The organism is Brevundimonas intermedia, from assembly GCF_027922165.1.
Lineage (GTDB): Bacteria > Pseudomonadota > Alphaproteobacteria > Caulobacterales > Caulobacteraceae > Brevundimonas > Brevundimonas intermedia.
This window is the reverse complement of the sequence record NZ_BSFD01000002.1, coordinates 805597-830795: the sequence shown is the minus strand read 5'-3', so window position 1 is coordinate 830795 and position 25199 is coordinate 805597. Positions and strand designations below refer to the sequence as shown.

Genomic DNA, 25199 nt, shown 5'->3' with positions numbered 1-25199 from the left:
GCACCCTCCGCCCATGAGCACCCCGTCCGAACCTGAGGGACGATACGCCTCGTTCGAGGCCTTCTATCCCTATTACATCCACGAGCATTCAAACCGGGCCTGTCGGCGGATCCACGTCGTGGGCACCGGTCTGGTGATCCTGGCCTTCGTCGCCTTCGTGTTGACGTTGAACCCCTGGTGGCTGCTGGCCATGCCGCTGGTCGGCTACGGCTTTGCCTGGGTCGGCCATTTCTTCTTCGAGAAAAACCGGCCGGCCACGTTCAAATATCCGCTGTGGAGCCTGATGGGCGACTTTCGCCTGTTCTTCGAGACGGCGTCCGGCCGGCGGCGGTTCTGAACCTAGCCTCTGTGATTTGAAGCTGTGCCTTGCAGCGGAAGCGGATAGGATCGCCCTGCGGCGGGAGGCCGCAGGGGAGGGAGATCGTCCATGAAGATCATCGCCATCGCGGCTAGCGCCGCGCTCGTACTGACGCCCGGCGTCAGCGTCGCGCAAAAGAGCGGCGCCAAGCCGGATTTCACGCTTGATCCCAACTATGGCGAGGTCGCGCTGGAGACCGGCTTCACGCCGGATCCCTGGACCAAGTCCATCCTGGCCGGCGGCTCCGTGCCCGCCGCAGCCGTCCAGTCGGGCTGCGAGGGCTCGGTCAGCGCCGCGCCGGACCTGCAACTGACCTTCGAAGCGGGCGAGTTCGACCTGACCATCCGCGCGCTGGCGTCAGAGGACACCACCCTGCTGGTCAATACGCCGAGTGGGGAATGGCTGTGCGATGACGACAACGGCGGCGGCGTGAATCCAAAGGTGTTGATCCCCGATCCCACGAGCGGGCGTTACGACATCTGGCTGGGCACCTATGGCGACGACATGGTGCAGTCGACGCTGGAGATCAGCGAACTGGGCGGATCGGACGGGACCGACGACGGCGCGCCGAACACCGAACTGGAGCCCAACTTCGGTTCTGTGACGCTGCAGACCGGTTTCACGCCCGACCCGCACGAGAAGGCGATCCTGGCCGGCGGCTCGATCCCGGCGGCCAGCGCAAAGTCGGGCTGCGAGGGCAAGGTCAGCGCGGCGGCGGACTATCAGGTCTTCTTCGAGCCGGGCGACCTGGATCTGACCTTCCTGGTCGAGGCGTCCGAGGACACCACCCTGCTGATCAACGCCCCGAACGGCCGCTGGTATTGCGACGACGACAGCGGCGGCGGCGTGAACCCCAAGGTGCTGATCACCAATCCGCAGGTCGGTCGCTATGACGTCTGGGTCGGGACCTATGGGGACGACATGGTGCAGTCCACGCTGAAGGTCAGCGAACTGGACTAGGCCGCAGCATCGACAAGACATGAAGACGCCGGCGGCCCTAAGGCTCGCCGGCGTTTTTTCTTGCCTGGAACGATCAGTTGGAGGCGTTTTCCCAGGCGGGAGGGCAGCCGTCGAAGCGACCGGCGTCGGCGATGGTCAGGGTCTGCATGTTCAGGCGGCGGGCCTGGGCCATCGAGCCGCGGCCGTTGCCCGTGAACAGATCGACCTTCTGCCCCTTGATGGCGCCGCCGGTGTCGGACGCATACCAGTAGCCGTCGTGGACCGAACCATCGGCCAGACGCAGACCGACCGTCTCGCGGATGAACAGCTTGGTGCGGCGGGGGATGACGCGGGGATCGACCGCGACCGTACGCATGGCGATGGGACGGCAACCCAGGGAATCATTGCCCGTCGCTCCGCCGCCGCCTGCATGATAGAGGCGGGCCGAGGCGCGCCAATCCGGGTCGCCGACCATCAGTTCGGCCTGGTCGGGGCTGAGGCTCGGGGTAATTTCGGACGAGACGTCGGTGGAACCGATCTCGGGCGCCGGGGTTTCAACCCTGGCTTCATCCGCCGCGACAGCGACATTGTAAGGCACCGGCTCGCTCGAAAGCGAAGACACGGCGGCCCACAGAATGGCGAAGGCAGCGGAAGCGCCGATCATCCGATTTGCTCATGACAGCACCGGCTCCCAACGCCGCCGGCGCCGGTTTTGTCGCGTTAACTTGTGGCCAGAAAGGGGCGCGCCGCGCTCCGCCGCTGTGGCGGCCTGTCCGGGCTGCGTTAAGCGACTGAATCTCTAAAGCTCTTTTGCTCCTAGGCTGCGTCTTCGCGCCGCGCTTCAGCCTCTCGCACGGCGTCGACCGCGCGATCCAACACCTCCAGGCCTGCACCGGGCTGGATCGCCTCGATGGTCAAGATTCGGCGGAAAGCGCGCGCGCCGGGGCGGCCGTGCATTAGGCCCAGCATGTGGCGGGTCATGGCCGCCAGCCGCACCCCCTCGTCCAAACGGGCGGCCACATAGGGACGATAGCGATCCAAAGCGGCGAAGGCGTCCACATCCGTCGTATCGGCCCCGTACAGGCGTCGGTCCGCCTGACCCAGCAAAGCCGGCTCATGATAGGCGGCGCGGCCCAGCATCACGCCGTCCAGCCGAACGCCGTCCTCGTCTTCCGCCAGATGGAACTCGGCCTGGTCCAGATCAGCGACCCCGCCGTTGATAGAGATGTTCAGATGCGGTCGCTCGCGCTTGAGCCGGCGCACCAGGTCGTAATCCAACGGCGGCACGTCGCGGTTCTCTTTCGGCGACAGGCCTTGCAGCCAGGCCTTGCGAGCATGGACGATGAAGACCTCGATCCCGACGGCGGCGCAGGCGTCCACCGTGGCGAACAGGCCGGTCGCCGGGTCTTGATCATCGACGCCGATCCGGCATTTTACGGTGGCGGGAACGGCGACCGCCGCCTTGATCGCCGCCATACAGTCAGCCACGAGTTCCGGCTCGCGCATCAGACAGGCGCCGAACCGACCCGACTGGACCCGGTCCGACGGGCAGCCGACGTTCAGATTGATCTCGTCATAACCATAGGCCGCGCCGATCCTGGCCGCCTCGGCCAGTTCCGCCGGATTAGACCCGCCCAGTTGCAGGGCGACCGGATGTTCGACGGCGTCGAACCCCAGCAGATGATCCTGATCACCGTGCAGCACGGCCGGCGCCGTCACCATCTCCGTATAGAGCAAGGCGCGCGTCGTCAGAGCCCGATGGAAGGCGCGGCAATGCCGATCCGTCCAGTCCATCATCGGCGCCACGGCCAGTCTACGCGCTTGATTTATAAACATTTTTCTTTAATTTCAGGCGGTTGGCAGACGATGTTTGCCAGCGCTTCTACGCGCTTTTTCGACGGTTTTCGCCTCTCTACGATATCTCACTGCACCCATTTTGCACCGAAATCATGGCCTCCATCCGCAAACGAAAGTCTGGCCGGTGGCGCGTCCAAGTGCTGCGCAATGGTTAGAAAACGCCAAGGCTTGGGCGCGTCGCATCGCTGGAAAGGCATGGATCACCTGCGTGGCGTGGGAATGGCGCGGATCGTGCACGGACTGTGTCTGCAAGGACACCGTCGGCAATATTATTGCGGATCTCGGTGGGTCGCGTTCGATTATGCCGCACGCCGTTAGGGCTGCCAGTTTGGTGCAAGCTTGGCGACGTAACCATGACGGTGTTGCAACGTGCTGCGGAATTTCTGCCGGTCACTGAACGCCGCGTCATTCCTGTCACCCTGCAACGGAGGTGAAATCTGCGCCGGCTGGGGCTGGCAGGGGGAATGACGTGAAGACAAGGATGATGAGCACTTCCATGCTGGCTCTGGTGCTCTGCGCATCGGCGGGCGGAGCCTGGGCGCAAACGGTGACTGAGACGACGGAAGCGGAGCGCGCGCGCGCCGAGCAGGCGGCAATCGATGCTGGCGAAGCTGCGGTCGTGGACTCGGTCGAGGTGACGGGCAGCCGCCTGCGGACCGGCGACCCGACCTCGCGCGTCATCGTCATCTCCAAGGAGGAGATCCAGGCGCGCGGCGTAACCAGCGTCGAGCAGCTGATCCGGACCCTGCCGCAGAACGTCGCCACCATCGGCGCCATCACAAACGAGCGTCAACGCGGACCCCTTTCCAATCGCGGTCAGGTCAGCGTGTCGCAGATCGGTTCTCTGGGCGTTTCTGCAGCCAACCTCGGCGGCATGGGCGCGGGCAATACACTGATCCTGGTCAATGGCAGACGGGTCGCCGGCGCGGCCGGCATCGAAGACGGTTTCGCCAACCTGAACGGCATTCCGCTCAGCGCTGTTGAGCGCGTGGAAATTTCTCTGGGGGGCGCTTCCGCCATCTACGGGGCCGACGCCATCGGCGGCGTCATCAACTTCATACTGCGCAAGGACTTCATTGGATCGACCCTGACGGTTCAACATGAAGTGTCCGCCAACGACGCGGACAACAGCCGCATCAGCCTCTTCTCCGGCTATTCCTGGGCTTCAGGAAATCTCTCGGGAACTCTCGACTTCAGCCGTCGCAAGCCCATTAACAACTACAAGAGCGGTTACGTCACCGAAAACTACGCCAGCTACTACGGCGGCGACACTGCATTCGACACACGTTCATTTAGTCGGGGGCTACAACCCGGAGTTATCGACCAAAGCTACTACGATTTTGATCCGGTTACATTTAACAGCATCTATGTTGCGCAAGGCCTGACCGTACGACCCGGCTTCGTCGGTCGCCCGGGACTTGGCGACTTCATAACGGTGGGCGCGGAAGCCCTCCCGGATGTGGTGCCGGAACTCGCCGGGCCCGAGTCTGATAGCATCAGCGGGACGTTGAACTTTGAACAGAAGATTACAGAAAAGCTCACATTCTTCGGCGACGCGCTCTATACGCGATCTGAGAGTGAGCAGGACATCCTCTACGCTACAGGGCTGCGCGTTCAGTTGGCTCCGGGCCAGGCCTATAATCCCTTCCCGGCCTATTATTTCGACTCGTTCACGCCTGGTGCGAACGTCGCCTATAATCCTCAGGCTGAAGTGGAGGCTGGAGAGCTGCCGACAGGCCGGATTTCCAATACCGCGACCCAGTGGAACATCAACGCGGGCCTGAGCTATCAATTCAATCCCGACACCAAGCTGGAGCTCCTCTACACCACATCGAAGTCGGAAACCTCCGGTCAAAGCCCGAACCTGGGTTCGGTTGTGGATTTCCGCGCGGACGCGACATCCCCGAACGGGGTGAGCTGCTACAATTTCCAGCTGGCGGAGAACCGCGTCACCGGCGCGGAACGCGAGTATCTTCAAGGGGTGTTTGATCGTCAGTGCCTCGCCTTGACGAGCAGCGACCCGACGCTCGCGTTCAATCCGTGGAAGTCTACCGCCAATGGCGGCGGATCCAGCGTCGCCGACTTCTACTATATCCCCGTGACAGAGGAACGGTCGTCGCGCACGGAGAACTGGGAAGCCCGTCTGACAGGCTCGCTGTGGACCTTGCCTGCCGGCAAGCTGCTCTACGCCGTCGGTGCCGAGATGACCTCGGATGACAACGACAGCCAAGAAGTCCGCGTGCGAACCGTCAATCCCGTCACGCGGGATCGCCATGCCTACTTCGCGGAATTCACGATCCCGATCTTCGGTGAGAGCTTCAACTATCCCGGCATTAAATCGCTTCTTGTCAGCTTGGCGGCGCGTCGCGACAGCTACACCACCGAGGGCCCGATCGGCACCGTCAACAATGTTCCCTACTCGCTGGGCGGGGAACTGCTCTACGACTCCAACACCTTCGCCAATACGACGCCAGCCGTGGGCGTGCGATGGGAGCCGTTCGACGGTTTGGCGCTGCGTGCGCGGTGGACGGAAGGCTTCCAGGCGCCGCCCTACACCCAACTGTTCAGCCCCACAGGCAACCAAGTCTATACGACGTTTATAAGCAATGATCCGCTGTACACCTGCACGACGGACTGCGTCCGCCCCGGAACCTACGCCGTTCCACAAGTGGTTGCGCCCAACCCCGACCTCGAGCCCCAGACATCAACCCAAGTCACCTATGGCCTGACCTGGCGTCCGAAAGGTATGTTGGACGGACTGACTTTGGACGTGTCGTATAACTCGACCAAGATCGACAGCGAGTACGCCAATCCGCGAGACCTCCAGACCTTCCTGCGTCAGGACGAAATATACAGGCTGACCCAGTTCTACCCGCGGGACGCCAACGGGAAGATCATCGAAGCAAGAAACATGACCTTCAATATCGTGGGTTCTGAATATACCTCGATCAACTATGAGCTTAGCTACCTATGGGGCACGAAATGGGGCACTTTCGAACCCAAGATCAACGTGCTCGACAACCTCACGGCGGAACGACAGGCGTTCGAAAATCGTGAGCCGCTTTCGACGCTCGGGCTGCTGCAGGGCCCTGACGACTACAAGGTGGTCGGGTCGGTTGGCTGGTATTACCACGATCTAAGTGCGGCGGTGTGGGCCTATTACACTCCGGAATATATCAACGATTACGATATCTTCCGCGCGGCTGGCGTCAACTTCGAGGAGGATCGCCTGATGCCGGTTGATGACTTGTTGATCGTGGACCTGACGGCGGCCTGGCGTATCAACAACGACATCCGTCTAAACTTCGCGGGACGCAATATCCTGGATCAGGATCCGCCCTTCGTGGTCGTTCAAGGTCGTCCTTACGATACGGCGCGCTACAATGCGGCGGGGCGGACCTTCTCCATCGAACTTCAGTATTCGTTCTGACACGGACAGGGCGCGTGCGAGCGCGCCCTGTCTCTAGCGTTTGCACCAGCTCATTCTTTAAAGAGGAGAGCGGGGCGTCGCGCCAGAGGTCGACGCCTTCGACGGAGTAATATGGGTTATGCGTCTATTGCTTGTCGAAGACGACGCCGACGTCGCCGAGACGCTGGTTATCTACCTGGAGCGTCAGGGGTTTGTCGTTGACGTCGCGCCTTCACTGGCGATTGCGCGCAGCGCTGTGGATGCCAATGAGTTCGATCTGGTGCTGTTGGACCGGGGGTTGCCGGACGGAGACGGCGTCTCGCTGATCGCCTATTCGGCCCATCGCAACCGGCGTCAGCGCTATATCATCCTCACGGCCATGGCGACGCCGGATCACCGGGTCGAAGGGCTGGAATCCGGCGCCGACGACTATATCGCCAAGCCGTTCGAGCCGCGCGAACTCCTGGCGCGCATCCGCATCGCGCTACGCCGCTCGATCGAGGTGCGCCGCGAGACCCGCCAGTTCGGCCCACTGCTGCACGATCTGGAGAGCGGGGTCTTCTTCATCGACGAAGTCCCTCTGACATTGCGGCGAACCGAAGCGCTCGTGCTTGAGGCGCTGATGGCGCGGCCCGGCGCGGTGATCCAGCGCGAGACGCTGGAGGCGCGGGTCTATGGCTATGACAAGGTGGTCAACGCCAATTCGCTTGAGTCACAGATTTCAAGACTGCGCACCAATCTGGCGCGACGCACCGACAGGGTACGGATCCGGGCGGTGAGGGGGCTCGGCTACTGTCTGGCGGATGAAGGCTGACCCGGCGCGCCTTTCGAAAAGCCGGCCAGACTGGTGCAAGCCTTGTGTGCCATACCCTAGCTGACTGGATCTAAGTATGCGGGTTTTCAATGGTTTCGACTGACGACGTAGAACTGGCCCGCCAGAGCGCGGCCGAGTTCAAGGAAACCTTCATCAAGGTCCGCGCCGAGGTCGGCCGGATGATCGTCGGCCAGGCCGATGTGGTCGATGGCGTTCTGACCGCGCTGATGGCCGGCGGCCACGTCCTGTTGGAAGGCGTGCCGGGACTGGGCAAGACCATGCTGGTCTCTTCGATCAGCCGCGCGATCGACCTGCCGTTCTCGCGCATCCAGTTCACGCCCGACATGATGCCGGCCGACATTATCGGCACCACGGTCCTGACCGAAGCCGACGGCGGGGGTCATGAACTGACCTTCCAACAAGGGCCGATCGTCTCCAATCTGGTCCTGGCCGACGAAATCAACCGCGCCACGCCCAAGACCCAGTCCGCCCTCTTGGAAGTGATGCAGGAGCGCCAGGTGACGGTGGGGCGCCGCACCATCAAGATGCCCGAGCCCTTCTGCGTCATGGCGACCCAGAACCCGGTGGACCAGGAAGGCACCTATCCGCTGCCCGAGGCCCAGCTGGACCGGTTCCTGTTCAAACTGGTGGTCGGATATCCGTCCGAGGCCGATTATCACGCCATCATCGACCGAACGACGAGCGGCCACGACGTCGTGTTGAATGCCGTGACGGATGCCGACACCCTGCAACGGATGCGCGCGGTTGTGCGCCAGACGCCAGTGACAGAGGCGGCCAAGGCCTACGCCATTCGTCTGGTCATGGGCACCCAGCCCGGCAGCGACTATGCGCCTGACAGCATCAACCGCAGCGTGGCTTTGGGCGCCTCGCCCCGCGGCGTGCAGAGCTTGATGCTGGCCGCCAAGGTCCAGGCGCTGCTGGATGACCGGTTCGCCGTCTCAACCAACGACGTCGCGGCCGTGGTCATGCCCGTGCTGCGCCACCGCCTGGTGCTGAACTTCCATGCCCAGGCGAACAATCTTTCGGCCGACGATCTCCTGACAGAGGTCTTGGCGCACGTGAAGCGTCCCTACGCGACAGACTAGTCGCCAACCCGGTTTGTCGATGAGGGTGCTTAAGGGCGCCGCGGGATCCTGCTTGGTCCGCGGCGCCCTTTTTTATTCTGGATCCAGCCTGCGGATCAGCGGACCTTATGGCCGTAGACGTCCCAGACCTCGACGGAGCCATAGTTCAGGGCGCGGACAGACGTCTCGATCCTTGAGAGGTCGCCGACCACCACCCAGGTTAGGCGCGCCGGGTCATAGGTCTGACGCGCGACGTTCTGGACCTGATCGAGCGTGACCGCAGCCAGTCGGGCGCCAGAGGAGGCGGCGCGATCATAAGGCTGTCCATAGGCGGCGGCGCTGGTGATCGCCGAGAGGAAGGCGCTGTTCCCGGAGAAGGCCGAAGGCAGGGCGAGCACGCGGGCCGTGCGCTCCCGTTCCAGCTCTTCGGCGGTCGCCGGTCTGTCGGTGACATAGGCGGTGATCTCCTTGCGAATCTCAGCCATGGCGTCTGCCGTTCGGTCGGCTTCAACCGTGCCCGAGGCGGTGAAGGTGCGCGGGCCGACCGGGGTGTCCGAAACACCGCCGGTAAAGCCGTAGGTCCATCCCTTCTCCTCACGCAGGTTCATGTTCAGCCGGCTGTTGAAGGCCGCGCCCAGGATGGAGTCCGCCAGGGACCCCGCCGCCGCCTGGTCCGCGACGAACGGGGTGGTCAGTTCGCCGACCATTACGCTCGTCTGAGCGGCGCCGGGCGCGTCCACGAGGATGATGCGGCCGGGCAGGCCCGTCGCCGGCGCTCTTTCGTTCAGCGGGGTGGGGGTGATGCGACGCCAGTCGCCGAAATGGGTCTGGGCCAGTGTCCTGGCCTGGTCGAGGGTAATGTCGCCGACGAGGTAGAGCGTGGCGTTGTTCGGGCCGATCTCACGGTCATGGAAGGCCTGGATTTCGTCGCGCGACACGGCTTTGGCGTCCTCGCGCGTGCCGATCCGCCCCAGGGGATGGTCCTCGCCCCAGATGGCCCGAGAATAGACGGGTGCGGCTGACTGCAGCGGATTGCGTTCATAGGCGTCGAACTGGGGACCGACGCGGTCCAGCGCCTTGTCGATCTCGGCCTGAGGATAGGTGGGGCGTCGCACCACCTCGGCGGCGAAACCAAAGCCTTCGTCGAGTCGTGCGGCGAGCATGGTCCAGGTCACGGCGCTTTGCCGGCTCTGGGCGCCGGCGGTTATGTTTACGCCGGCTCTGGTCGCCTCGCGCTGAAGCTGTTCGGCGTCGTAACGGCGTGAGCCGTTGGTCAGCATGCCGAAGGCGCGGCCCGCCGTGCCGCGTCCATAGGCGTCTTCCGCCAGGGCGCCGGTCGAGAACTGCAGGCTGGCGCTCACGATCGGAAGGTTGGGACGATGGGCCACCACGAGCTTCAGTCCGTTGGCGAGGGTCGCCTCGGCGACGGCAGGAAAGGCGATCGTCGTGTCCGCCGGGCCGGGTTCGGGCATGTGCTTGGGGTCGGCGAAGACGGTCGGCGCCGCGACGGGTACGGGCGTCGGAAGTTGGACCAGTTCATAATAGGGGCGCGACAGCACGGCCTGGGTCAGCCGCGCCACCGCCTTGGCGTCGACGTCGCCGATCCATTCGCGCTGCTTGAGGAAATAGACCGGGTCGTCGTGGGTCACGGCGCCCTCGGCCAGCCAGGCCCCGATTGCGGCGCTGCTCTCCATGGTCTGCAACAGAGAGATGTCGGTGGCCGTGACGACTTCGTCCAGGCGATCCTTGTTGGGCCCCGCAGCGTAAAACTTCGCAAGTTCGCGGTCGAGCGCCGCGCCGGCGGCCTCGGGCGTCACGCCGGGCTTCAGTGCGACGGACAGGGTGAAGGCGCTGGCCAGCTGGCTCTCGCCGACCGACGCAGACACGTCGTCGGCGAGTTGCAAATCCTCGACAAGGGCGTCGTGCAGGGGCGTGCCGCGTCCCGCCGCCATGGCGCGCGCCGCCAGTTGCAGCAGGGTGTTGTCGCGCGGCGAGGCGTTGCTGAGCGGCCAGGTCCGCGAAATGACGGCGGCCGGGATGTTCTCGTAAACGATGTCGCGGCGGATGTCTGGAATGGACGGAGTCCATCGGTCGGGTCGGCTGATCGGCTCGCCCTGGCGGACGCCGCCGAAATAGAAGGCCACCTTCTCGCGCGCGGTCGCGGCGTCGATGTCGCCGGCGAGAACCAGCACCGCGTTGGAGGCACCGTAATTGGCGTCGAACCAGGCCTTCACATCGTCCAGGGTGGCGGCGTCCAGATCCTCCATCGAGCCGATGGTCGTGTGAGCATAGGGGTGGCCGGCGGGATAATAGCCTTTCAGGAACTGCGCCTCCGAGGCCTGGCCTGGACCGAGTTCGTTCTGGCGCTTCTCGTTCTTGACCACAGCCCGCTGCTCGTCGAGCAGGGCTTGCGTCATGCCGTCCGTCAGGTGGCCCATGCGGTCCGCTTCCATCCACAGCGCGCGGTCGAGGGCGTTTGTCGGCGCCGTCTGGATGTAGTTGGTGTAGTCGGCGGTGGTGCTGCCGTTGATGTCGGTGGCTCCGACAGCCTCCAGCGGCGTGAAATATTCGGTGGGCCGATGGACCGTCGGTTGGAACATCAGGTGTTCGAACAGATGCGCGAACCCGGTCTTGCCGGCCGGTTCGTCCTTGGATCCGATCCGGTACCAGACGCCGACGAAGACGGTGGGCGCGGTGTGATCGGTGTAGACGAGGGTGGTCAGGCCGTTCGGCAGGGTGAAGGTCTCATAGGGGATGCGGACCTGACCCAGTTCGGGCCGCGCCTGGGCCAAGGCCGCAGTCGAGACGCCGCAGGACAGAAGGGCGGCCAGCACTGCGCCGGCGATGGGTTTTCCGAAGGTCTTCAAGGTCGATCCTCACACGCCGATGTCGGGCGCGCGCCACCAAGCACACGAAGCTTGCGCCAGCCTGACACCGATGAGCTTCACCATTGGAACGCAAGGAAAAATGGCCCTCCAAAGCGCGCGGGCTGTAAGGTTGGTGCAAGCTGCCGGTCCTAAGGATCGGGGGTGATGAGTTTGCGCGGGTCGAAATGGAACGGATGATCCAGGGCGTCGATGATGGATTGCGTCGTCGCCTCGATCGCCTCGAGACGCGCGGGCGCAATATGCTGTCGACGAAGGAACGCCGTCAGGCCTTCCGGCAGGCCTTGACTTGGGCGGCCGCCGCTTCGGCGATCGGTCCGCTGGCGCTTCTCCTTTCCGCCCCCTTCGTCGCACCGACCCTGACGACGGCGGTCATCGCCCTCGCCGGCGTGCCGATCGCTTCGGCGGCCTTCGGCTATGTCCGGGCGCGTCGCGTCCCCGCGCGTCCCCGCGCCGCCGCTCTGGCCCTTCTCGACCATCGGTTGCGGCTGAACGACCGATTGCAAACGTCCGACGAGTTCGAGCGACTGGATCGCCGAACCGCTTTTCATGACGCCGCCCTGCAGGAGGCCGCGCCCTGGGTGGCGCGGGCCCAAGCCAGCGCAGTGGATGATGAGGCCGCCCCTTTGAAGTTGGGCCGGTCGCGCCTGTGGCTGTGGCCGGTCGCGGGCCTTGTGTGCCTTGTCGCCGCCTTCGTCGCTCCTCAGTTCGCTGCTGGAGCCGGCGCCGGCGAGTCGAATCCTGCGACGTTCGGCGTCACGTCACGACCGTCCGTCGCGGAGCTCCCTGCCTCTTCGATCCGGCCGCCGTCGATCCCGGGTGCGGCGCCGTCTTCAACGCAAGAGGGGGACGTCAAGGCTGCGGTTCGGCCCGGTCAGGATACGCCCGGGGCGAGGCTGGTTGCGGCGTTCCAGCGCCTGATGGCGCGCCTGTCGTCGTCGGGCGGCGCCGCCATTGCGGCGCAAAGCGCCACCGTCAGGCCGTCGGCGCCGTCCCAGGCCGCCGCCGGCGGCGAGGGCGCGGGGCGCGGCGCTCAGGGCGCGGCGGGAACCAGCGCCTCGCAAAGCGCCGCCGCCCAAGACCACGAGGGGGAACAACCTCGCGATGAGGCGCAACAGACCCCTGGCGAGCCTGGCGAAAAGGACGACGCCGACGCGCCGGCGTCCCAAGCGTCGAGCGGACAGTTCGCCGGCGCCCGTCAGGCCGCGCCGCCGGCCAGCCGGCCGCAGCCGCCCCAGGAAGGCTCCGGGCCGTCGCAAAACGGTGAAGGTCAGCAGCCGGGCCGCAGTCGTCGCGGCGATCAGGGCCAGTCCGGTCGCGAGCAGGGCGGGGGACAGGGTGAGAACGGCAACCCGAGCGGGGCCGACACTGGGCCGAAGAAGGGGCGTGGGGTCTCCAGCCTGATGCTGGCGACCCCGATGCAGGATCGCCTCAGCGGCATGATCAGTCCCGGTCGCATTCGCACCACGACCCGCGACGGCGCGCCCCAGCCCCTACCGGCGGGAAGCGCGAGCGCGCAGGACCGTGGAACCGCTCAGGGCGAGGCGGGGCGGACGGCCTCTCGGCCGGCCAGCGCCCAGGAACAGCGTGTCACGCGCGATTATTTCAACGCGCGAAACGGGGGCGGCCGTTGATGCTGTTTCGCCGTCGCGCGGCCGTCGCCGCTCCTGCCGCCGTCGCGGGTCTGGCCGACCCCCTGACCTTCGAGGCCCTGTTCGATCCGGCCTTTCTGGCTGCGGTTCGGCCCTTTTCGTTGCGGATTTCGCGGGCTCAGAAGGGCGGGCGCCTGGCCGAGCAAAGGACAAACGCGCGCGGGCAGGGCGCCGAGTTCGCCGACTTCAAACCCTATGTGGCGGGCGACGACCTGCGCGCCATCGACTGGAACGTCTATCGCCGCCTGGGGCGCCTGTTCGTGCGGGTGTTTGAGGAAAGCCAGGATATGCCGGTCTATTTCCTGGTCGACCGGTCTCGCAGCTTGTTCGTCGAGCAGCCGCCGCGCATCCACGCCGCGCAGGCGGCGACCCTGGCCCTGGCGACCGTGGCCTTGGACCAGCATGATTCCGTCGGCCTGTTCCCCTTCTCGGACACGCTCGAGATCGAGTTCCGAGCGGTGTCGGGCAAGGGCAATCTCTCGCGCGTGGCCCACAGTCTGGCCGGATATTCGGCGCTGCAAGGCACAGGCTTGGCGGCGGCCCTTTCACACCTGGCCAGCCTTCGTCTGCGCCAAGGCCTGGTGATTGTGGTGTCGGACTTTTTCGACGAAGCAGGCGTCGAGGCGGTGGTGCGGGGGCTGGAACAGCTGCCGCATCGCCTGCTCCTGGTGCAGATCGTCAAATCCTATGACGCCGATCCCGAGCGTCATCCGGAGCTGAACGGCGACATCCTGCTGGAAGACGGCGAACAGGTTCAGCCGACCTCGGTCACGGTTACGCCCGATCTGATGGCGCGCTACAAGGCCGCCTACCGCCGTTTCAGCGACACCTTGTCGGACTTCGCCCGGAGCCGCGGCGCGGGTCTGGTCCAGATCGACGCCGACCGGCCGGTGCGCGACCAACTGTCTGTCCTGTTCGGCCAGGGCGGGGTCAAGCTGTGAGCTTCCTGTCTCTTCCGGTCTGGGCCGTCATCGCCGGCGCCTTCGGCCTCGCCGCCCTGCTCTTCGCGCTGCAGATTCTGAAGGCGCGCCAGAAGCTTGTGCGGATCGCTGCGGCCGGTCTTTGGGCGCAGGCGGCCAGGGTCACGCCCTTGCGGGTGTTTCGGCAGCGGTTCCAGCGATGGTTGGCCTATCTGCTGATCGTGGCGATCGCCCTATTGCTCTGGTTCGCGGGGGCGCGACCCGAGATGGCGCCCGCGCGAGATGCTGCGGATCATATCTTTTATCTCGACGCCTCGGCCGGACTGATGGGCCGCGACGACCTGGCGCAGGCGCGCCGCGCCCTGATCGCGGATGCCCGCAACACCGACCCCGCCCGCCGCAGGGTCTATCTCGACGGCGCCGTCGCCACGCCGCTTCTCCAACCCGGCGAAAACCTCGCCCTTCTGAGCCAACGGCTGGACGGCGTTCGAGCTCGGCCCGCGCCCTCCAGCTTTGCGGAGGCCTTCGTCAGTCCGGAGCTGGATGGCGCAGCGTCGCCCCGTCGGCCCACTGTCTTCCACTATTACGGCGCCTGGTCGGGCGCGCGGCCTGTCACCCCGTCGGCGGGTCGGCGTCTCGTCTACGGCTATCTGGCCGCGCCGACTCCGGACAATCGGGGCATAGTCGCCCTCGGCGCCTCGCCCGCCGCCTCTGGAGACGCCGGGCGAGCGGATATACTCGTCGAGGCGATCGGCGCGGATGGCGTTTCTCTGCCGGCCGACGCCCTGCGGTTCAGCCGCGACGGGCGCGATGTCGCGGTCGAAACCCTTGCCCGTCCCGACGGACGACTGGTCGTTCGCGACGTGATCGCGGACGGCGGCCTGTTCGCCGTCCGGCTTGCGCGCTCCGACGCATTCCCGGCGGACGATCAAGCCGGGTTGCGTCTGCCGGACAGACGTCCGGTGCGCGTCGCCCTGTCGCCCGGAGCGCCTGCCGCCGTCGTGCGCGCCGTTCGGCTCAATCCCGCCTTTACAGTCACCGCGCCGCAAGACGCCCAGGTCGTGGTGCGGCGCGGGAGCGAGTGGTTCGGGGAGGGGCGGCCGGCCCTGGTCGTGAGCCAGGCCGGGGATCAGAGCGCCTTCGTCTTCACCTATGGCGCCGACGAGGCAGAGCCCAACCTGGCCGGCGCGCTCGACGCCCTGGGCGTGTCGGCGATCGAGACCCAGGCGCTGGCCCGTTTCACCCGACGCGACGTTGCGGCTGAAACTCGTCCGGGTCAGCAGCGAGGCGTCGCCGTCTGGTCGGCCCTTTTCGACGAGGCCGGCGGCTTTCCGGCGGCCTCGAGCTTTCCCGTCTTTGTGGCGCGCACCCTGTCCTGGCTGGCGGACGCTGGGCCCTGGATTCCTTACGCCCAGGCCGGAACCGATCTGACCGACCAGTCGGATCTGTTCGGTCTGTCGTCCGATCGCCGGATCGCTGATCGCGCAATGAAGGGCGATCTGTTCCTGAACCAGGCGGGCGAAACCCGGATCGGCGACCTGCGCCTGGCCGTCGCCTTGACGAACCGCGAGATCACGATGGACGCCGCCCGCGCTGCGCCCGCCGATATGGTCGTGACCTCGGTGCGCGGACCGGCGGTCGATCTTCTTTTCATCCTGCTCGTCGTGATCGCCGGTCTGCTGCTGCTGTTCGAGTGGCGGCTGCACCAGCGCGGCGCGATGGCTTGAGGACCGCGTCGTGACCCTGACCTTTCTCCACCCCGAGGCGGGCTGGCTCCTGCTCCTGATTCCCGGGTTCGTCTGGTGGGCGCGCAAGGCCGCCAGGATGCGGGTAGGGCTTCGTACGGTCGTCTTCCTCGCGCTCGTGGCGGCGCTGGCTCAGCCCAGCCTGATCGTGCGGCGGGGCGGCTCGACGTCGGTTATCATAGTGGATCAGGGCGCCGCGCTTTCGCCGGCTTCACGCGCCCAAGCTGTCTCGGCGGCCCAGTCTGTCCTGGCCCGCGCGGAACGAAACGGGCCCGTGGTGGTCATCCAGCGCGGCGGCGCCCCTCTGGCGCTGAAGGCCACGCGACATGTCACCCTGCCGGACGGCGGCGAGACCGGCGGCCTGCCTCACGCCCTCAACCTGGCTCTGGCCGCCTTTCCTTTGGGATCCGAGGGGCGGGTCACGATGATTGGCGACGGCCTGGGCGCCGATCGCGCCTGGGGGCGGTCCGTCGACGCCCTGCTGGCGCGCGGCGTGGTCGTGGACAGCGTCCCGATCAGCGCCGGACGACGCGACGCCTTCATCGCCGACGTCGCCATCCCCCCAGTGCGCGCCGGCGAACGCGTCTCGGTTCGCGTGCGGCTGGACGGAGCGGGGCAGGATATGTCCCTGGCGGTGTTCAGCGGCGATCGGCGCCTGGGCGGGGCGGGACCCTTCGACCTCGACGGCACCGTCGGTGTGGCTTTGGACGTGCCGGTCGACAAGTCCGGCTTCATGCCGCTGCGTGTCGAGCTGATGCGCGGCGGCGCCGTTGTCAGTGTGTTCGAGACGGCGGCGGCCGTCCAGGATCCGCTGCCGATTCTCTATGTTGACGGGCGCCAGACGGGAGGGGCGGCGGCGCTCCAGAGGCTCGCGGGCCAAGGTCTCCGCATCGACAGCCAGGCGCCTGCGGCCCTCGCCGCCGTCGATCTGTCCGCCTATCGCGCGGTGTTGCTCGATGACGTGCCCGCGTCGGCTCTGCCGGCGCCGTCGCAGCATAGGCTGATCGAGGCGGTGCGCACTCAAGGGCTCGGCCTGATGGTGTCCGGTGGCGACAGCGCCTTCGCCGCGGGCGGTTACGCCGGCTCGCCGCTCTCCGCCGCCTTGCCCGTGACGATCCGCCAGGAGGTGCAGACCGAGGACCCCAGCGTCGCCGTCGCCGTGGTGATCGACACATCAGGTTCGATGCTGGGCGCCCCGCTTGAACTCGGCAAACAGGTCGCGCGTCTTGCGGTGCGCAAATTGACGCCGGCCGACAGCGTCGGCGTGGTCGAGTTCTACGGCGGTCGCCAATGGGTGGCGCCGATGCAGCCCGCGCGGGACATTCCTGAGGTGGAGCGCGCCATCGGCCGTGTCCAGGCCCAGGGCGGGAGCGAACATCTCTTCGGCGCTCTTCAAGAAGCCTATTATGGGCTGCAGAACACCCAGGCCCGCTATCGCCATATCCTGGTGATCTCGGACGCGGGGGTGAACGCCGACCGCTATCCGCAACTGATCCGGCACATCGCTCAGGATCAGGTGACCGTTTCGACCGTTCTTGTCGGCGGCAGCCCCGAGGGCGAGGCCCGCATGGCGCAGTGGGCGCGGCTCGGGCGGGGCCGCTTCTATGTCGTCAGCGACGAGTTCAGTCTGGTGGAGATCAACCTCAAACAGCCGCAGCAGAAACCTCAGCCGGGCGTCAAGCGCGGTGGGTTCGTCCTGGCCGCGTCGGCTCCGTCCTACGGATGGGGCGGCCTGGCGGCGGCCCCACCCCGACAGTTGGACGGCTACGCCCAGGCGGGCGTGAAGCCGCCGGCTGAGACCCTGATCCGCACCACGGCCGGGGAACCGGTCCTGGCCTCCTGGCAATGGGGCGCCGGCCGGGTCACGGCGCTGATGACCGAACCGGTCGGGGCGGGAACGGCCAACTGGCGGGCTTGGTCCGGCTACGGTGACTGGATACAGGGTCTGATCGCCCGCACGGCCGATCCCCGCCCCGAGTGGGACGTTCGTCTCGGTCGCGTGGGCGACCGGCTAAAGATTGTGGCTCAGCGCATTCGCGGCGGCGACGGCGATGCGCCGCAAATCCGCCTGTTGAACCCCGCCGGCCAGGCCGGTCCTGCCCTTTCGGCCGTCGAGCGGGCGCCGGGCCTGTTCACGGTGGAAGGGGGGGCGCCGGCGGATGCGCCGGCGCAGGTCGAGGTTCGCGACGGGCGCGGTGTGACCCGTGCGGCTCTTGCGGCGATCGCCGGCGGTCAGGCTGACCGCCCGGTCTCTGAGACCGACGGCCTGCCGCTGGACCAACTCGCGCGTCTGACAGGCGGGACCGTGATCGAAGATCCCTCTCGTGTCGGCGCTGTCGTCCCCCCGCCGGCGCGATCTCCGGCGTCGGCGCTGGACCTTTGGGGCTGGCTCTGTTGGCTGGCGCTGGCTCTCTATGTCGTCGACATCGTCTATCGTCGCTGGCCGCCCCGGCGGATCGCCGTTTGAGATCGAGATCATGACCTTGCGATCACGCTCCCTGTTTCTCGCGCTCGGCCTCAGCCTGGGCGGCGCGGTCGCCGCGCCCGTGACGGCGCAGACCGCGTCGCCTGCCGGCGAGGTTTCGACGCTCTCGACGCAGAACAGCGCCGACGCCCGCCCCATGATCGACGTGGTGCTGTCCGGCGCGCGGCTCGACTTCGCCATGGCGGATCGTCTGTACGCCCGCGCCGTGCTCGCAAACGACCTGAGCGGCGTCTATGGCCGCCTGGACGAACTGGCGGTGGGCGCCGATCCGGAGCACGCCTGCCGGATCGCCGTTCTGAAAGCGGTTCTGGAATGGCGTGACGGCGATGTCGATGCGGCGACCGACACGGTCTCCGCCGCCCTCGACCGCTGCCAGTCCACCGACGCCCTGCTTCTGCGCGGTCGGCTGCTGGACATTCAGAACCAGGCGGGCGCGGCGTCGGTCTGGTATGAACGGGCGCGGGCGCAGTCGGGCGACGCCGAAGAACGCGCCCTGCTGGACCGTCGCCTGGCCATCATCGGGGCGATGGGACGAAAACCAGACGCCCTGGCTCAGCTGGCGGGATCCGGGGACGTGGTCATGGCCAACCGGGCGGCGGCCGTTCTCGGCCTCCTCGGACGGCCCAGCGACGCCGCCGCGCTTTATCGACCACGAACGGAGGCCGGTGCGCGCTACAGCGACGCCGTGCGGTTGGCGGACTGGGCTATCGGGCAGGGTTCGCCGGATGCGGCCGCAGCCTCGGCCTGGCGCGCCGTGGAGGCTGCCGGGACGACCGAGGATCGACGCTACGCCCTGGCGCTTCTGGTTGAAGCCTATCGAACAGCAGATCAGCTTACGGGCGCCGAGCGCTTCCTGGCGGAGAAGCCGCGCGGACCGGACGTAGATCAGGCGCGGCTGGATGTCCTTTTGGAGTTGCGGCGTTACGACGACGCCGTCGCCATGGTTCAACAGACTGGCGACCCGGCGCTGCGCGAGCGGCTCCTTAGCGTTCTCAAGACGGCGGGTCGCGCGGCTGAGGTCGAGGCTGAGTATCGGCGTCTGATCCGCGCTCGACCGGACGATTCCCGTTGGGCGGACGGCCTCGCGGCCCTTTATCTCGAGCAGGGCAAGGCGGATGAGGCCGTAGAGGTCTATCGCGGCCTCGCTGTCGCCAATCGCGCCGACCCGGACGTGCAGATCGAGACCGCGCGCAAGATGATCGGCATGGGAATGGGCGAACAGGCGTCCCGCATCCTTGGTGACGCCGGTTCGTCCCCGGCGGTCACCGCTGCGATCCGTCGCTTCGAGGTCGAGACCGCCATAGATCAGGGTCGGGAGGCCGAGGCCGAGGCGGGTCTTCGCGCCCTGTCCGCAGCCGCGCCGCGCGATACGGCGGTGCTTGTGGCGGTCGCCGAAGACTATGAGCGCCTGGGCCGCCAGGACTTGGCGCTTGAAACCTTGCTGGGCGTAGAGTCGCGCGGCGGCGTTCTGGATGACGATCAGCAGGCCCATATCGCGGATCTGGCCTTCGCCGCCGGCAAGCCTGCGGAGGCATTGGCACGCTGGCGCGTGCTTTGGGCGCGAACCCAGCTTCCGGCGCGGAAGGTTTTCCTTCAGCGCCAGATCATTCGCGCCGCTCAGCAGACGGGTCAGCTTGAGCCGATCGCTGCCGAACTCGAAGGGCGGATCACCTCGGGCGCCGCAGACCAGGGCGAAGTGAGCCTGTTGGTCGAAATCCGCATCGCGCAGCAGGACGGCGCCGGCGCCGAGCTAGCCGTCCGGCGTTACGCCGAACGCTCGCGGTCGGGCGAGGTCCGAACCCTAGAGCAACTCGCGGCCGTCCAGGCGCGGCTCAGGAACTATCCTGGGCTCAACGCCAGCCTGGCCCGATTGGCCCAGGTCGATCCGGCCAATGCGGACGCCTATCTGCGCCGCCTGATCATCAATGTGCTGCGTTTCCCGGACGCCGCCGAGAGCGAGGCGGATCGCAATCGCCGGATCGATGACCTGATGGCGCAGATGCGCGCGGCCGGCAAACTCGACGATGTCGAGGCGGCGCGGTTCGCGGCCTCGATCTATACCTCCGGATATCGGCGGGCCGAGGCGCTGTCCGAACACCGCCGCGCCTTGGCTCTGGCCCCTGCGGACGTCGACGCCCTGCTGGAATACACCGCTGCGCTGAAGGCTGAAGGATGGGTGGCGCAAGCCGCCGGTCTCTTGCAGTTCAAGGCTGAGACGGCGCCCAGCGGCGCGGCCTTCGTGGCCGCCCTGAACGGCCTTCTGGACGGCCTGGCCGCCGGCGACGCCAACAGCGATCCGGTTCCAACCGATCTGTCCCAGGCCCGGTTGGGCTGGGCGAGGCGCGCGGCGCTGGAGCGCATCCTGCAAGATGGAGACGATGTGCGGCTGTCGTCGCTGGTCGGCGACATCGGCCAGGAGCGCGGCGATCCGGAGCTGCAGTTGCGGGCCCTCCAGTCGTCCCTGGCGGTTGCGGGGGACCAGAAGCCGGCGGTTCTTCGCCAGCTGATCAGCCTCACCTCCGCCAGTGAAACGGCTGTGGGCGATCCCGCGCGAAAGGCGATCTATGGCCGTCGCCTGGTGGCCATGCGAAAGCCTTATCCGCCCGAAGTCTATGCGGACCTCGCTCAGACCTTCCTCAAGGCAGGCGATGTCGCCGGCGCCGAACGCGCTTTTGGGCTGATGGGCGACATCGGGGGGCTGGTGAATGTGGACGCCTTGCGGGGCGAGGCCTATGCGGAGGCCGGACTGACGCGTGAAGCCTTGGCGAGCTACCGCGTGGCCCTTTTGCAGGATCAGGACAATCTGGACCTGATCGCCCGCACGGCCGTCTTGTTGGAACAGTCGGGACAGACGTCGGAGGCGAGCGCCCTGTATTGGCGCGGGCTGAACGCCCTTGTGCAGCGCCAGCCCTCGCAGAGGGCCGGCGACGCCTTGAAGGCGCTCGATGCGGCGCAGTACGCCCCAACCCTGATCGAAGGCGCGCTGTTGACTTGGCCCGCCGGTGAAACCCCCGCACGGCTCGCCGCCTGGCGCGGTACGGCGTCCTCTGCCGCGCTGCGTCCGCAAACCGCACCAGGCGGATCAGCCAAACTGGCTGCCTATCCCAGACTGGCCTTGATCGCCCGGATTAACCAGCGGCTCGCGACCTTCTTGGGCGACGCCGATCTGGACGAGCTCCAGACGTCGCTCCTTACGCCTTTCGCTGACGATCCTGAGGCGAGGGGCGTCCTGGCCGATCTTCCGGGGCCGGTTGCTCAGGCGAGCACCGCGACGAGCCGCGACTGGCCCATTGCGGATCTGCGGCGCCAGGCGGAGGCGAACGGCGATTTCGACCTGGGGCTGACGCTTGCTTTCGAAGCCGGCGACCGCGCCCGCATTCGCACCCTGACCGACCAGGCGATCGCGGCGGACGCGCCCTGGCGAGTTGAACGCGAAAGGGGCGTGACCGAAAATCAACCGCCGATGCTTGTGTCATTATTGCTGAAGGCGGCGGACGTGGATCGTCCCGAGATCGTGCGAGAGGATATTCTGGCGCCGCTGGCGCGCACGCCCTTCAACGATCTTGCCCTGTATGACGTCTATCGCATTGATCCCGCTCGGTTCGCCAAACTGGAGGCCGTCGCCGGTCGTCGCCTGCTCTCGGATGACGTCCTCATCCCGCTGCTGGTCTCGCGAGGCAATGACCCGCTTCCGGTCGCAGGCGCCGCAGGTCGCACGCGAGGCGGGCCGACGCCTTTGCAGGTGATGACCCAAAGGTTCGATCCGGATCGGCTCATCGATCTCTACGAAGCCCTCGTCGAACGTCTGGAACAGACCGGTTCGGCGTCGGGCCTTCAGGACGCCATCGCCGACCACCTGTTGGACGCGGAGATCAACGCCGCGCAAAGGGCGCGGCTTCAAGCCGTGCTGATCCGGGACATTGGCGCTGAAAGATCCGAGGCGCCCAATACCGGCGCCGGATTTGCCGCTCTGCTGCTGCGCTTGGATGCGCCGACCGCCAATCGGGATGTTCTGATCGCGGGCGCCCGGGCCCTGGCGGCGCGCCATGTCGATAGCGCCCGCCTGCCGGAGGTTCTCACAGCCTGGTTTGCGGGTGATCGCGCCCGGGCTTTCGACGCCCTGACGGCGGTGATTGAGGCGATGGACACGCCGCCGTTGAGCCTGACCACCCTGCTGACCCAGAGGTTCGAGGCCGAACGTCAGGCCGCGTTCGACGCTTTTCTGGCGACGCCTCGGCCGACCCGCGAGGAGACGGCCCGTTTCCAGACACGGTTCCTGCGAGGCGAAGCGACCAAGACGCCGGTCGACGCCAAGGTCGCGGCCGCCTACGCCAGACTGGTTTCCATTGAGCCGGGGAACGGCGTCTATGTCGCAGGCCTCATCTTGATCCAGGCCAAGGCGGAAGATTTTAGCGCTCTTGTCGCGAGCGCCGCGCCCTATGCGGCCACCCGATCGGATGATCAGGTGCTCGGGACGGTGCTGGGCCTGGCCTATCGGCTGACGGACAATGCAGAGGGCGCGGCGCGCATCGCTGAATCCGCCAGCGTGGACCTGGACGACCCCGAATGGATCGGCCAGCTTGCAAGCCGAGCCGCAGAGCCGCGTTCCGGCGAATTTGACCTATTGAGCGCTTTCGAGCCGGTCTGGTCCGCCTATCGACAACGCTTTCCGCAAGCGCCGGCTGTCGTCGGCCTAGCGGTCCAAGAGCCCGAGTGGACGCCCGCGGCGGCCGACCGGCCGCTTGATCGACTGATTGCGCCGCAGATGCAGGGCGCTGCGAGAGCCGATGCCTTGCGAGGCCTTTGGCGGTCCACGGCGCCACGCGGGCGCGAAGACGGCGACACGGCCGATCGTCAGGCCCTGATCGACAGCCTGGCCGATCCGGCCGCCGCCGGCTACGGCGCGTCGGTCGTTGCGGCCGTCACGAACGACCCCGCTGTGACGGCGGAGCTGGAAAGCGAGCTTTCGAGCCTGTCCGCAATCATGCAGGCGCGGCAGATGCGGCTTTATGACCGGGTGGCGCAGGGGCTCTGGACCCAGGGCGCCGGGCGGGCCCGGCTTGACGCCCTGGCCGAGCGCTTGTCCGGTCCGCCGATCGGGGTGGACGACCTGGCCCTTTTTCTCGCCCTGGAAAACCGGGCGCCTGAGGCGCTCGACAGCGGTCGTCTGGTCGGGCTGACCCGACAGTTGCGCTTCGTCGCGACGCCATCGGCCGGCCTGAGGTTGGCGGCTGCGCGGGCCTATGGACGCGCCGGCGAGAGCGCGATCGCTTCGGCGCTGATCCAAGCCGCCCTGCTGCAAAGCCTGTATCCGACAAGCCGCGACTATGCAGATCCCGGTGATCCGCCATTGGACGCAGACGCCTTTTCCCAGGCCTTGGCCGCATTCTCGGACCCGCCCGCTGCAGATCGGATCAGAAAAGACCTCGCGGCGCTTCTGAGGCGACAAGCCGCGAGTTCCGTCAGCAACCGTTTCACGGACTTGGTCGCCGGCGACTGAGCCATAGGCTGCTGCAAGCACGGTGTTTGGGCCCAGACCAGCCTAGGTTAAGATGCTGCGAAAGCGCCTCGGGGCGGGGAGGATGGATTGGGCCTGACGATACGAAGTCTGTACCGATCCATGTTCGGACAACTGGCGATCATCACCATCCTGTTCGTCGGCTTTGGGGTCTATTTCTTCACGCTTCGGCCGCTCCTTTCGGTCGAGCCCAGCGGCGTCGCAGACCCGCTGGAGATCACGGCGTCCAGCGCCTCAGAAGCGCTTGGGCGGTTTGCTTTCGCCGAGCGCGAGCAGGCGGGAACGGGAGGCGATCTTGAGGCCGATCCGGTGTTGCGCGACATCAAGGCCCATAATCCGCAGTTTCGCTATTTCGTCCGTGTTCAGGGGAAGGAGTTCCGCTCAGGCGAAGGGACGCCCTTCTTCATCAGCCTAGCGTTTGATCGGCTTCAGCGTCAGAATCTGACCGCCGCCTATCCTGGACTTTGCCTGAACAGCACCATCAATGATCCCGGTGGCCCCGGACGCAGTTTCCTCGCCTATGCGGATTGCGGCGGCCAGGCCAGTTATTACGAATATGCTGGGATCGAATACGCCACGGCGAGCGCCGCAACCGGCTCGGTTCGGCTCTACGGCAAGTTCATCTGGTCCTACGGCGGCATCTTTTTATTCACCGTGGCGGCGGCCTTCGTGGTCTTCGCCGTCATCCTTTTGGCGAATGTTCTTAGGATACGCCGGGTGGCCGCCCTGGCGCGCGATCTCGATCCCGACAATCTAGGGGAGCTGTTTCCGGAAAAGGGTCTGCCTCTGGAAGTCGCGCCCTTGGTCTCGGCGCTCAACCAGATGATCCTGCGCGTCGATGAAGCGCAGCGGCGCCAGCGCTTCTTCCTTTCGGCGGCGGCGCACGAGATGCGCACGCCGCTTACGGTCCTGCGGACGCGTCTGGAGATCATGGACGACGGCCGGCTGAAGGAGAAGCTGATCTCGGACGTGCGTCGATTGACCGATCTCGCCAACCAGTTGCTGAAGCTCATGACGATCGGCGAGGCGCCGGCCCCTCTGAAGGCGACTGACCTAGTGACCCTGACCGGCCGTGCAGTCGGAGAGCGGGAAGTGGTGGCGCGGCGCCGTGGTCTGGATCTGGTCTTCGAACGGGAAGTCACACGGTATGACCTCTGGGCCGATCCGAGCCTTGTCGAGACGGCGATCGGCAATGTCATCGACAACGCTCTGTCATTTTCGGCCGAAGGTCAGCGTGTCGTGGTGAGGTTGGACAAGGACGGGTGGGTCAGGGTGCGCGACCAGGGACCTGGCATTCCCAGCGAGCAGATCAAAACCCTGTTCGAGCCGTTCACGCGGTTTTCGACCGGCCGCGCAGGCTATGGCCTGGGTCTCGCCATCGTCAAGGCGGTGGTCGATCGGCATGAGGGCGCGGTGAAGATTGGCGAAGGCTTGGACGGCGGCGCGGAGGTGGCGCTACGGTTCGATCCGGACATTTCTTCGAGACCCTGACGACGAGCCCATTGCGTTAGGCCGAAATTGGGACGGCGCCA

Annotated in this window: 14 protein-coding genes; 11 read left to right on the top strand and 3 right to left on the bottom strand. The window is 66.5% G+C overall.

What is annotated here, in order from left to right; all coding sequences use genetic code 11:
- The first annotated feature begins 13 nt into the window (after positions 1 to 13).
- Both PKE72_RS06575 and PKE72_RS06570 read left to right on the top strand, forming a co-directional pair.
- On the top strand, positions 14 to 337 hold the full coding sequence (locus tag PKE72_RS06575; protein WP_271164568.1) for an Mpo1-like protein: 324 nt from the start codon (positions 14 to 16) through the stop codon (positions 335 to 337).
- Positions 338 to 427: 90 nt separating this feature from the next.
- Positions 428 to 1318 carry a hypothetical protein gene (locus PKE72_RS06570; RefSeq protein WP_271164567.1) on the top strand — a complete coding sequence of 297 codons (891 nt, stop codon included), beginning with the start codon at positions 428 to 430 and terminating at the stop codon, positions 1316 to 1318.
- A gap of 73 nt (positions 1319 to 1391) precedes the next feature.
- On the opposite strand, the gene PKE72_RS06565 is transcribed toward PKE72_RS06570, so the two are convergent.
- Together PKE72_RS06565 and dusA are read right to left on the bottom strand one after the other, a co-directional pair.
- Positions 1392 to 1961, bottom strand: coding sequence for a 3D domain-containing protein (locus PKE72_RS06565; RefSeq protein ID WP_271164566.1), 570 nt, complete (start codon positions 1959 to 1961; stop codon positions 1392 to 1394).
- A gap of 152 nt (positions 1962 to 2113) precedes the next feature.
- On the bottom strand, positions 2114 to 3133 hold the full coding sequence (gene dusA, locus PKE72_RS06560) for a tRNA dihydrouridine(20/20a) synthase DusA (protein ID WP_271164565.1): 1020 nt from the start codon (positions 3131 to 3133) through the stop codon (positions 2114 to 2116).
- Between the two features lie 517 nt (positions 3134 to 3650).
- Between dusA and PKE72_RS06555 the strand changes: the two genes are divergently transcribed.
- The 3 genes from PKE72_RS06555 to PKE72_RS06545 all read left to right on the top strand — a co-directional run bounded on the left by PKE72_RS06555 (position 3651) and on the right by PKE72_RS06545 (position 8483).
- On the top strand, positions 3651 to 6584 hold the full coding sequence (locus PKE72_RS06555; RefSeq protein ID WP_271164564.1) for a TonB-dependent receptor domain-containing protein: 2934 nt from the start codon (positions 3651 to 3653) through the stop codon (positions 6582 to 6584).
- Positions 6585 to 6702: 118 nt separating this feature from the next.
- The gene (locus tag PKE72_RS06550; RefSeq protein WP_271164563.1) at positions 6703 to 7377 is read left to right on the top strand and encodes a response regulator transcription factor; all 675 of its coding nucleotides are present in this window, start codon (positions 6703 to 6705) and stop codon (positions 7375 to 7377) included.
- Between the two features lie 89 nt (positions 7378 to 7466).
- Positions 7467 to 8483, top strand: coding sequence for an AAA family ATPase (locus tag PKE72_RS06545; RefSeq protein ID WP_271164562.1), 1017 nt, complete (start codon positions 7467 to 7469; stop codon positions 8481 to 8483).
- A 95-nt stretch (positions 8484 to 8578) separates the two neighbouring features.
- Here the strand turns inward: PKE72_RS06545 and PKE72_RS06540 are convergent, their stop codons facing one another.
- Positions 8579 to 11329 carry a M16 family metallopeptidase gene (locus PKE72_RS06540; protein WP_271164561.1) on the bottom strand — a complete coding sequence of 917 codons (2751 nt, stop codon included), beginning with the start codon at positions 11327 to 11329 and terminating at the stop codon, positions 8579 to 8581.
- 185 nt (positions 11330 to 11514) lie between these two features.
- On the opposite strand from PKE72_RS06540, the gene PKE72_RS06535 reads away from it, so the two are divergent.
- The 6 genes from PKE72_RS06535 to PKE72_RS06510 all read left to right on the top strand — a co-directional run bounded on the left by PKE72_RS06535 (position 11515) and on the right by PKE72_RS06510 (position 25158).
- Positions 11515 to 12981, top strand: a complete 1467-nt coding sequence (locus tag PKE72_RS06535; protein ID WP_271164560.1) for a hypothetical protein — start codon at positions 11515 to 11517, stop codon at positions 12979 to 12981.
- Positions 12981 to 13940 (top strand): DUF58 domain-containing protein, encoded by a 960-nt coding sequence (locus PKE72_RS06530; RefSeq protein ID WP_271164559.1) that lies wholly within the window; start codon positions 12981 to 12983, stop codon positions 13938 to 13940. The genes PKE72_RS06535 and PKE72_RS06530 overlap by 1 nt, the downstream gene beginning before the upstream one ends.
- The gene (locus PKE72_RS06525) at positions 13937 to 15646 is read left to right on the top strand and encodes a hypothetical protein (protein WP_271164558.1); all 1710 of its coding nucleotides are present in this window, start codon (positions 13937 to 13939) and stop codon (positions 15644 to 15646) included. The genes PKE72_RS06530 and PKE72_RS06525 overlap by 4 nt, the downstream gene beginning before the upstream one ends.
- Positions 15647 to 15656: 10 nt before the next feature.
- Positions 15657 to 18131 carry a VWA domain-containing protein gene (locus PKE72_RS06520; protein WP_271164557.1) on the top strand — a complete coding sequence of 825 codons (2475 nt, stop codon included), beginning with the start codon at positions 15657 to 15659 and terminating at the stop codon, positions 18129 to 18131.
- Between the two features lie 10 nt (positions 18132 to 18141).
- Positions 18142 to 23649 (top strand): tetratricopeptide repeat protein, encoded by a 5508-nt coding sequence (locus tag PKE72_RS06515; RefSeq protein ID WP_271164556.1) that lies wholly within the window; start codon positions 18142 to 18144, stop codon positions 23647 to 23649.
- 120 nt (positions 23650 to 23769) lie between these two features.
- A complete protein-coding gene (locus PKE72_RS06510; protein ID WP_271164555.1) occupies positions 23770 to 25158 on the top strand; it encodes a sensor histidine kinase in 1389 nt (462 codons plus the stop codon).
- Positions 25159 to 25199: the final 41 nt, after the last annotated feature.

Bases quoted from the DNA above. Each gene is read 5' to 3' on its own strand.
- PKE72_RS06575 (WP_271164568.1), top strand. From the start codon at position 14: ATGAGCACCCCGTCCGAACCTGAGGGACGATACGCCTCGTTCGAGGCC.
- PKE72_RS06570 (WP_271164567.1), top strand. From the start codon at position 428: ATGAAGATCATCGCCATCGCGGCTAGCGCCGCGCTCGTACTGACGCCC.
- PKE72_RS06565 (WP_271164566.1), bottom strand. From the start codon at position 1,961: ATGATCGGCGCTTCCGCTGCCTTCGCCATTCTGTGGGCCGCCGTGTCT.
- dusA (WP_271164565.1), bottom strand. From the start codon at position 3,133: ATGTTTATAAATCAAGCGCGTAGACTGGCCGTGGCGCCGATGATGGAC.
- PKE72_RS06555 (WP_271164564.1), top strand. From the start codon at position 3,651: ATGCTGGCTCTGGTGCTCTGCGCATCGGCGGGCGGAGCCTGGGCGCAA.
- PKE72_RS06550 (WP_271164563.1), top strand. From the start codon at position 6,703: ATGCGTCTATTGCTTGTCGAAGACGACGCCGACGTCGCCGAGACGCTG.
- PKE72_RS06545 (WP_271164562.1), top strand. From the start codon at position 7,467: ATGGTTTCGACTGACGACGTAGAACTGGCCCGCCAGAGCGCGGCCGAG.
- PKE72_RS06535 (WP_271164560.1), top strand. From the start codon at position 11,515: ATGGAACGGATGATCCAGGGCGTCGATGATGGATTGCGTCGTCGCCTC.
- PKE72_RS06530 (WP_271164559.1), top strand. From the start codon at position 12,981: ATGCTGTTTCGCCGTCGCGCGGCCGTCGCCGCTCCTGCCGCCGTCGCG.
- PKE72_RS06515 (WP_271164556.1), top strand. From the start codon at position 18,142: ATGACCTTGCGATCACGCTCCCTGTTTCTCGCGCTCGGCCTCAGCCTG.
- PKE72_RS06510 (WP_271164555.1), top strand. From the start codon at position 23,770: ATGTTCGGACAACTGGCGATCATCACCATCCTGTTCGTCGGCTTTGGG.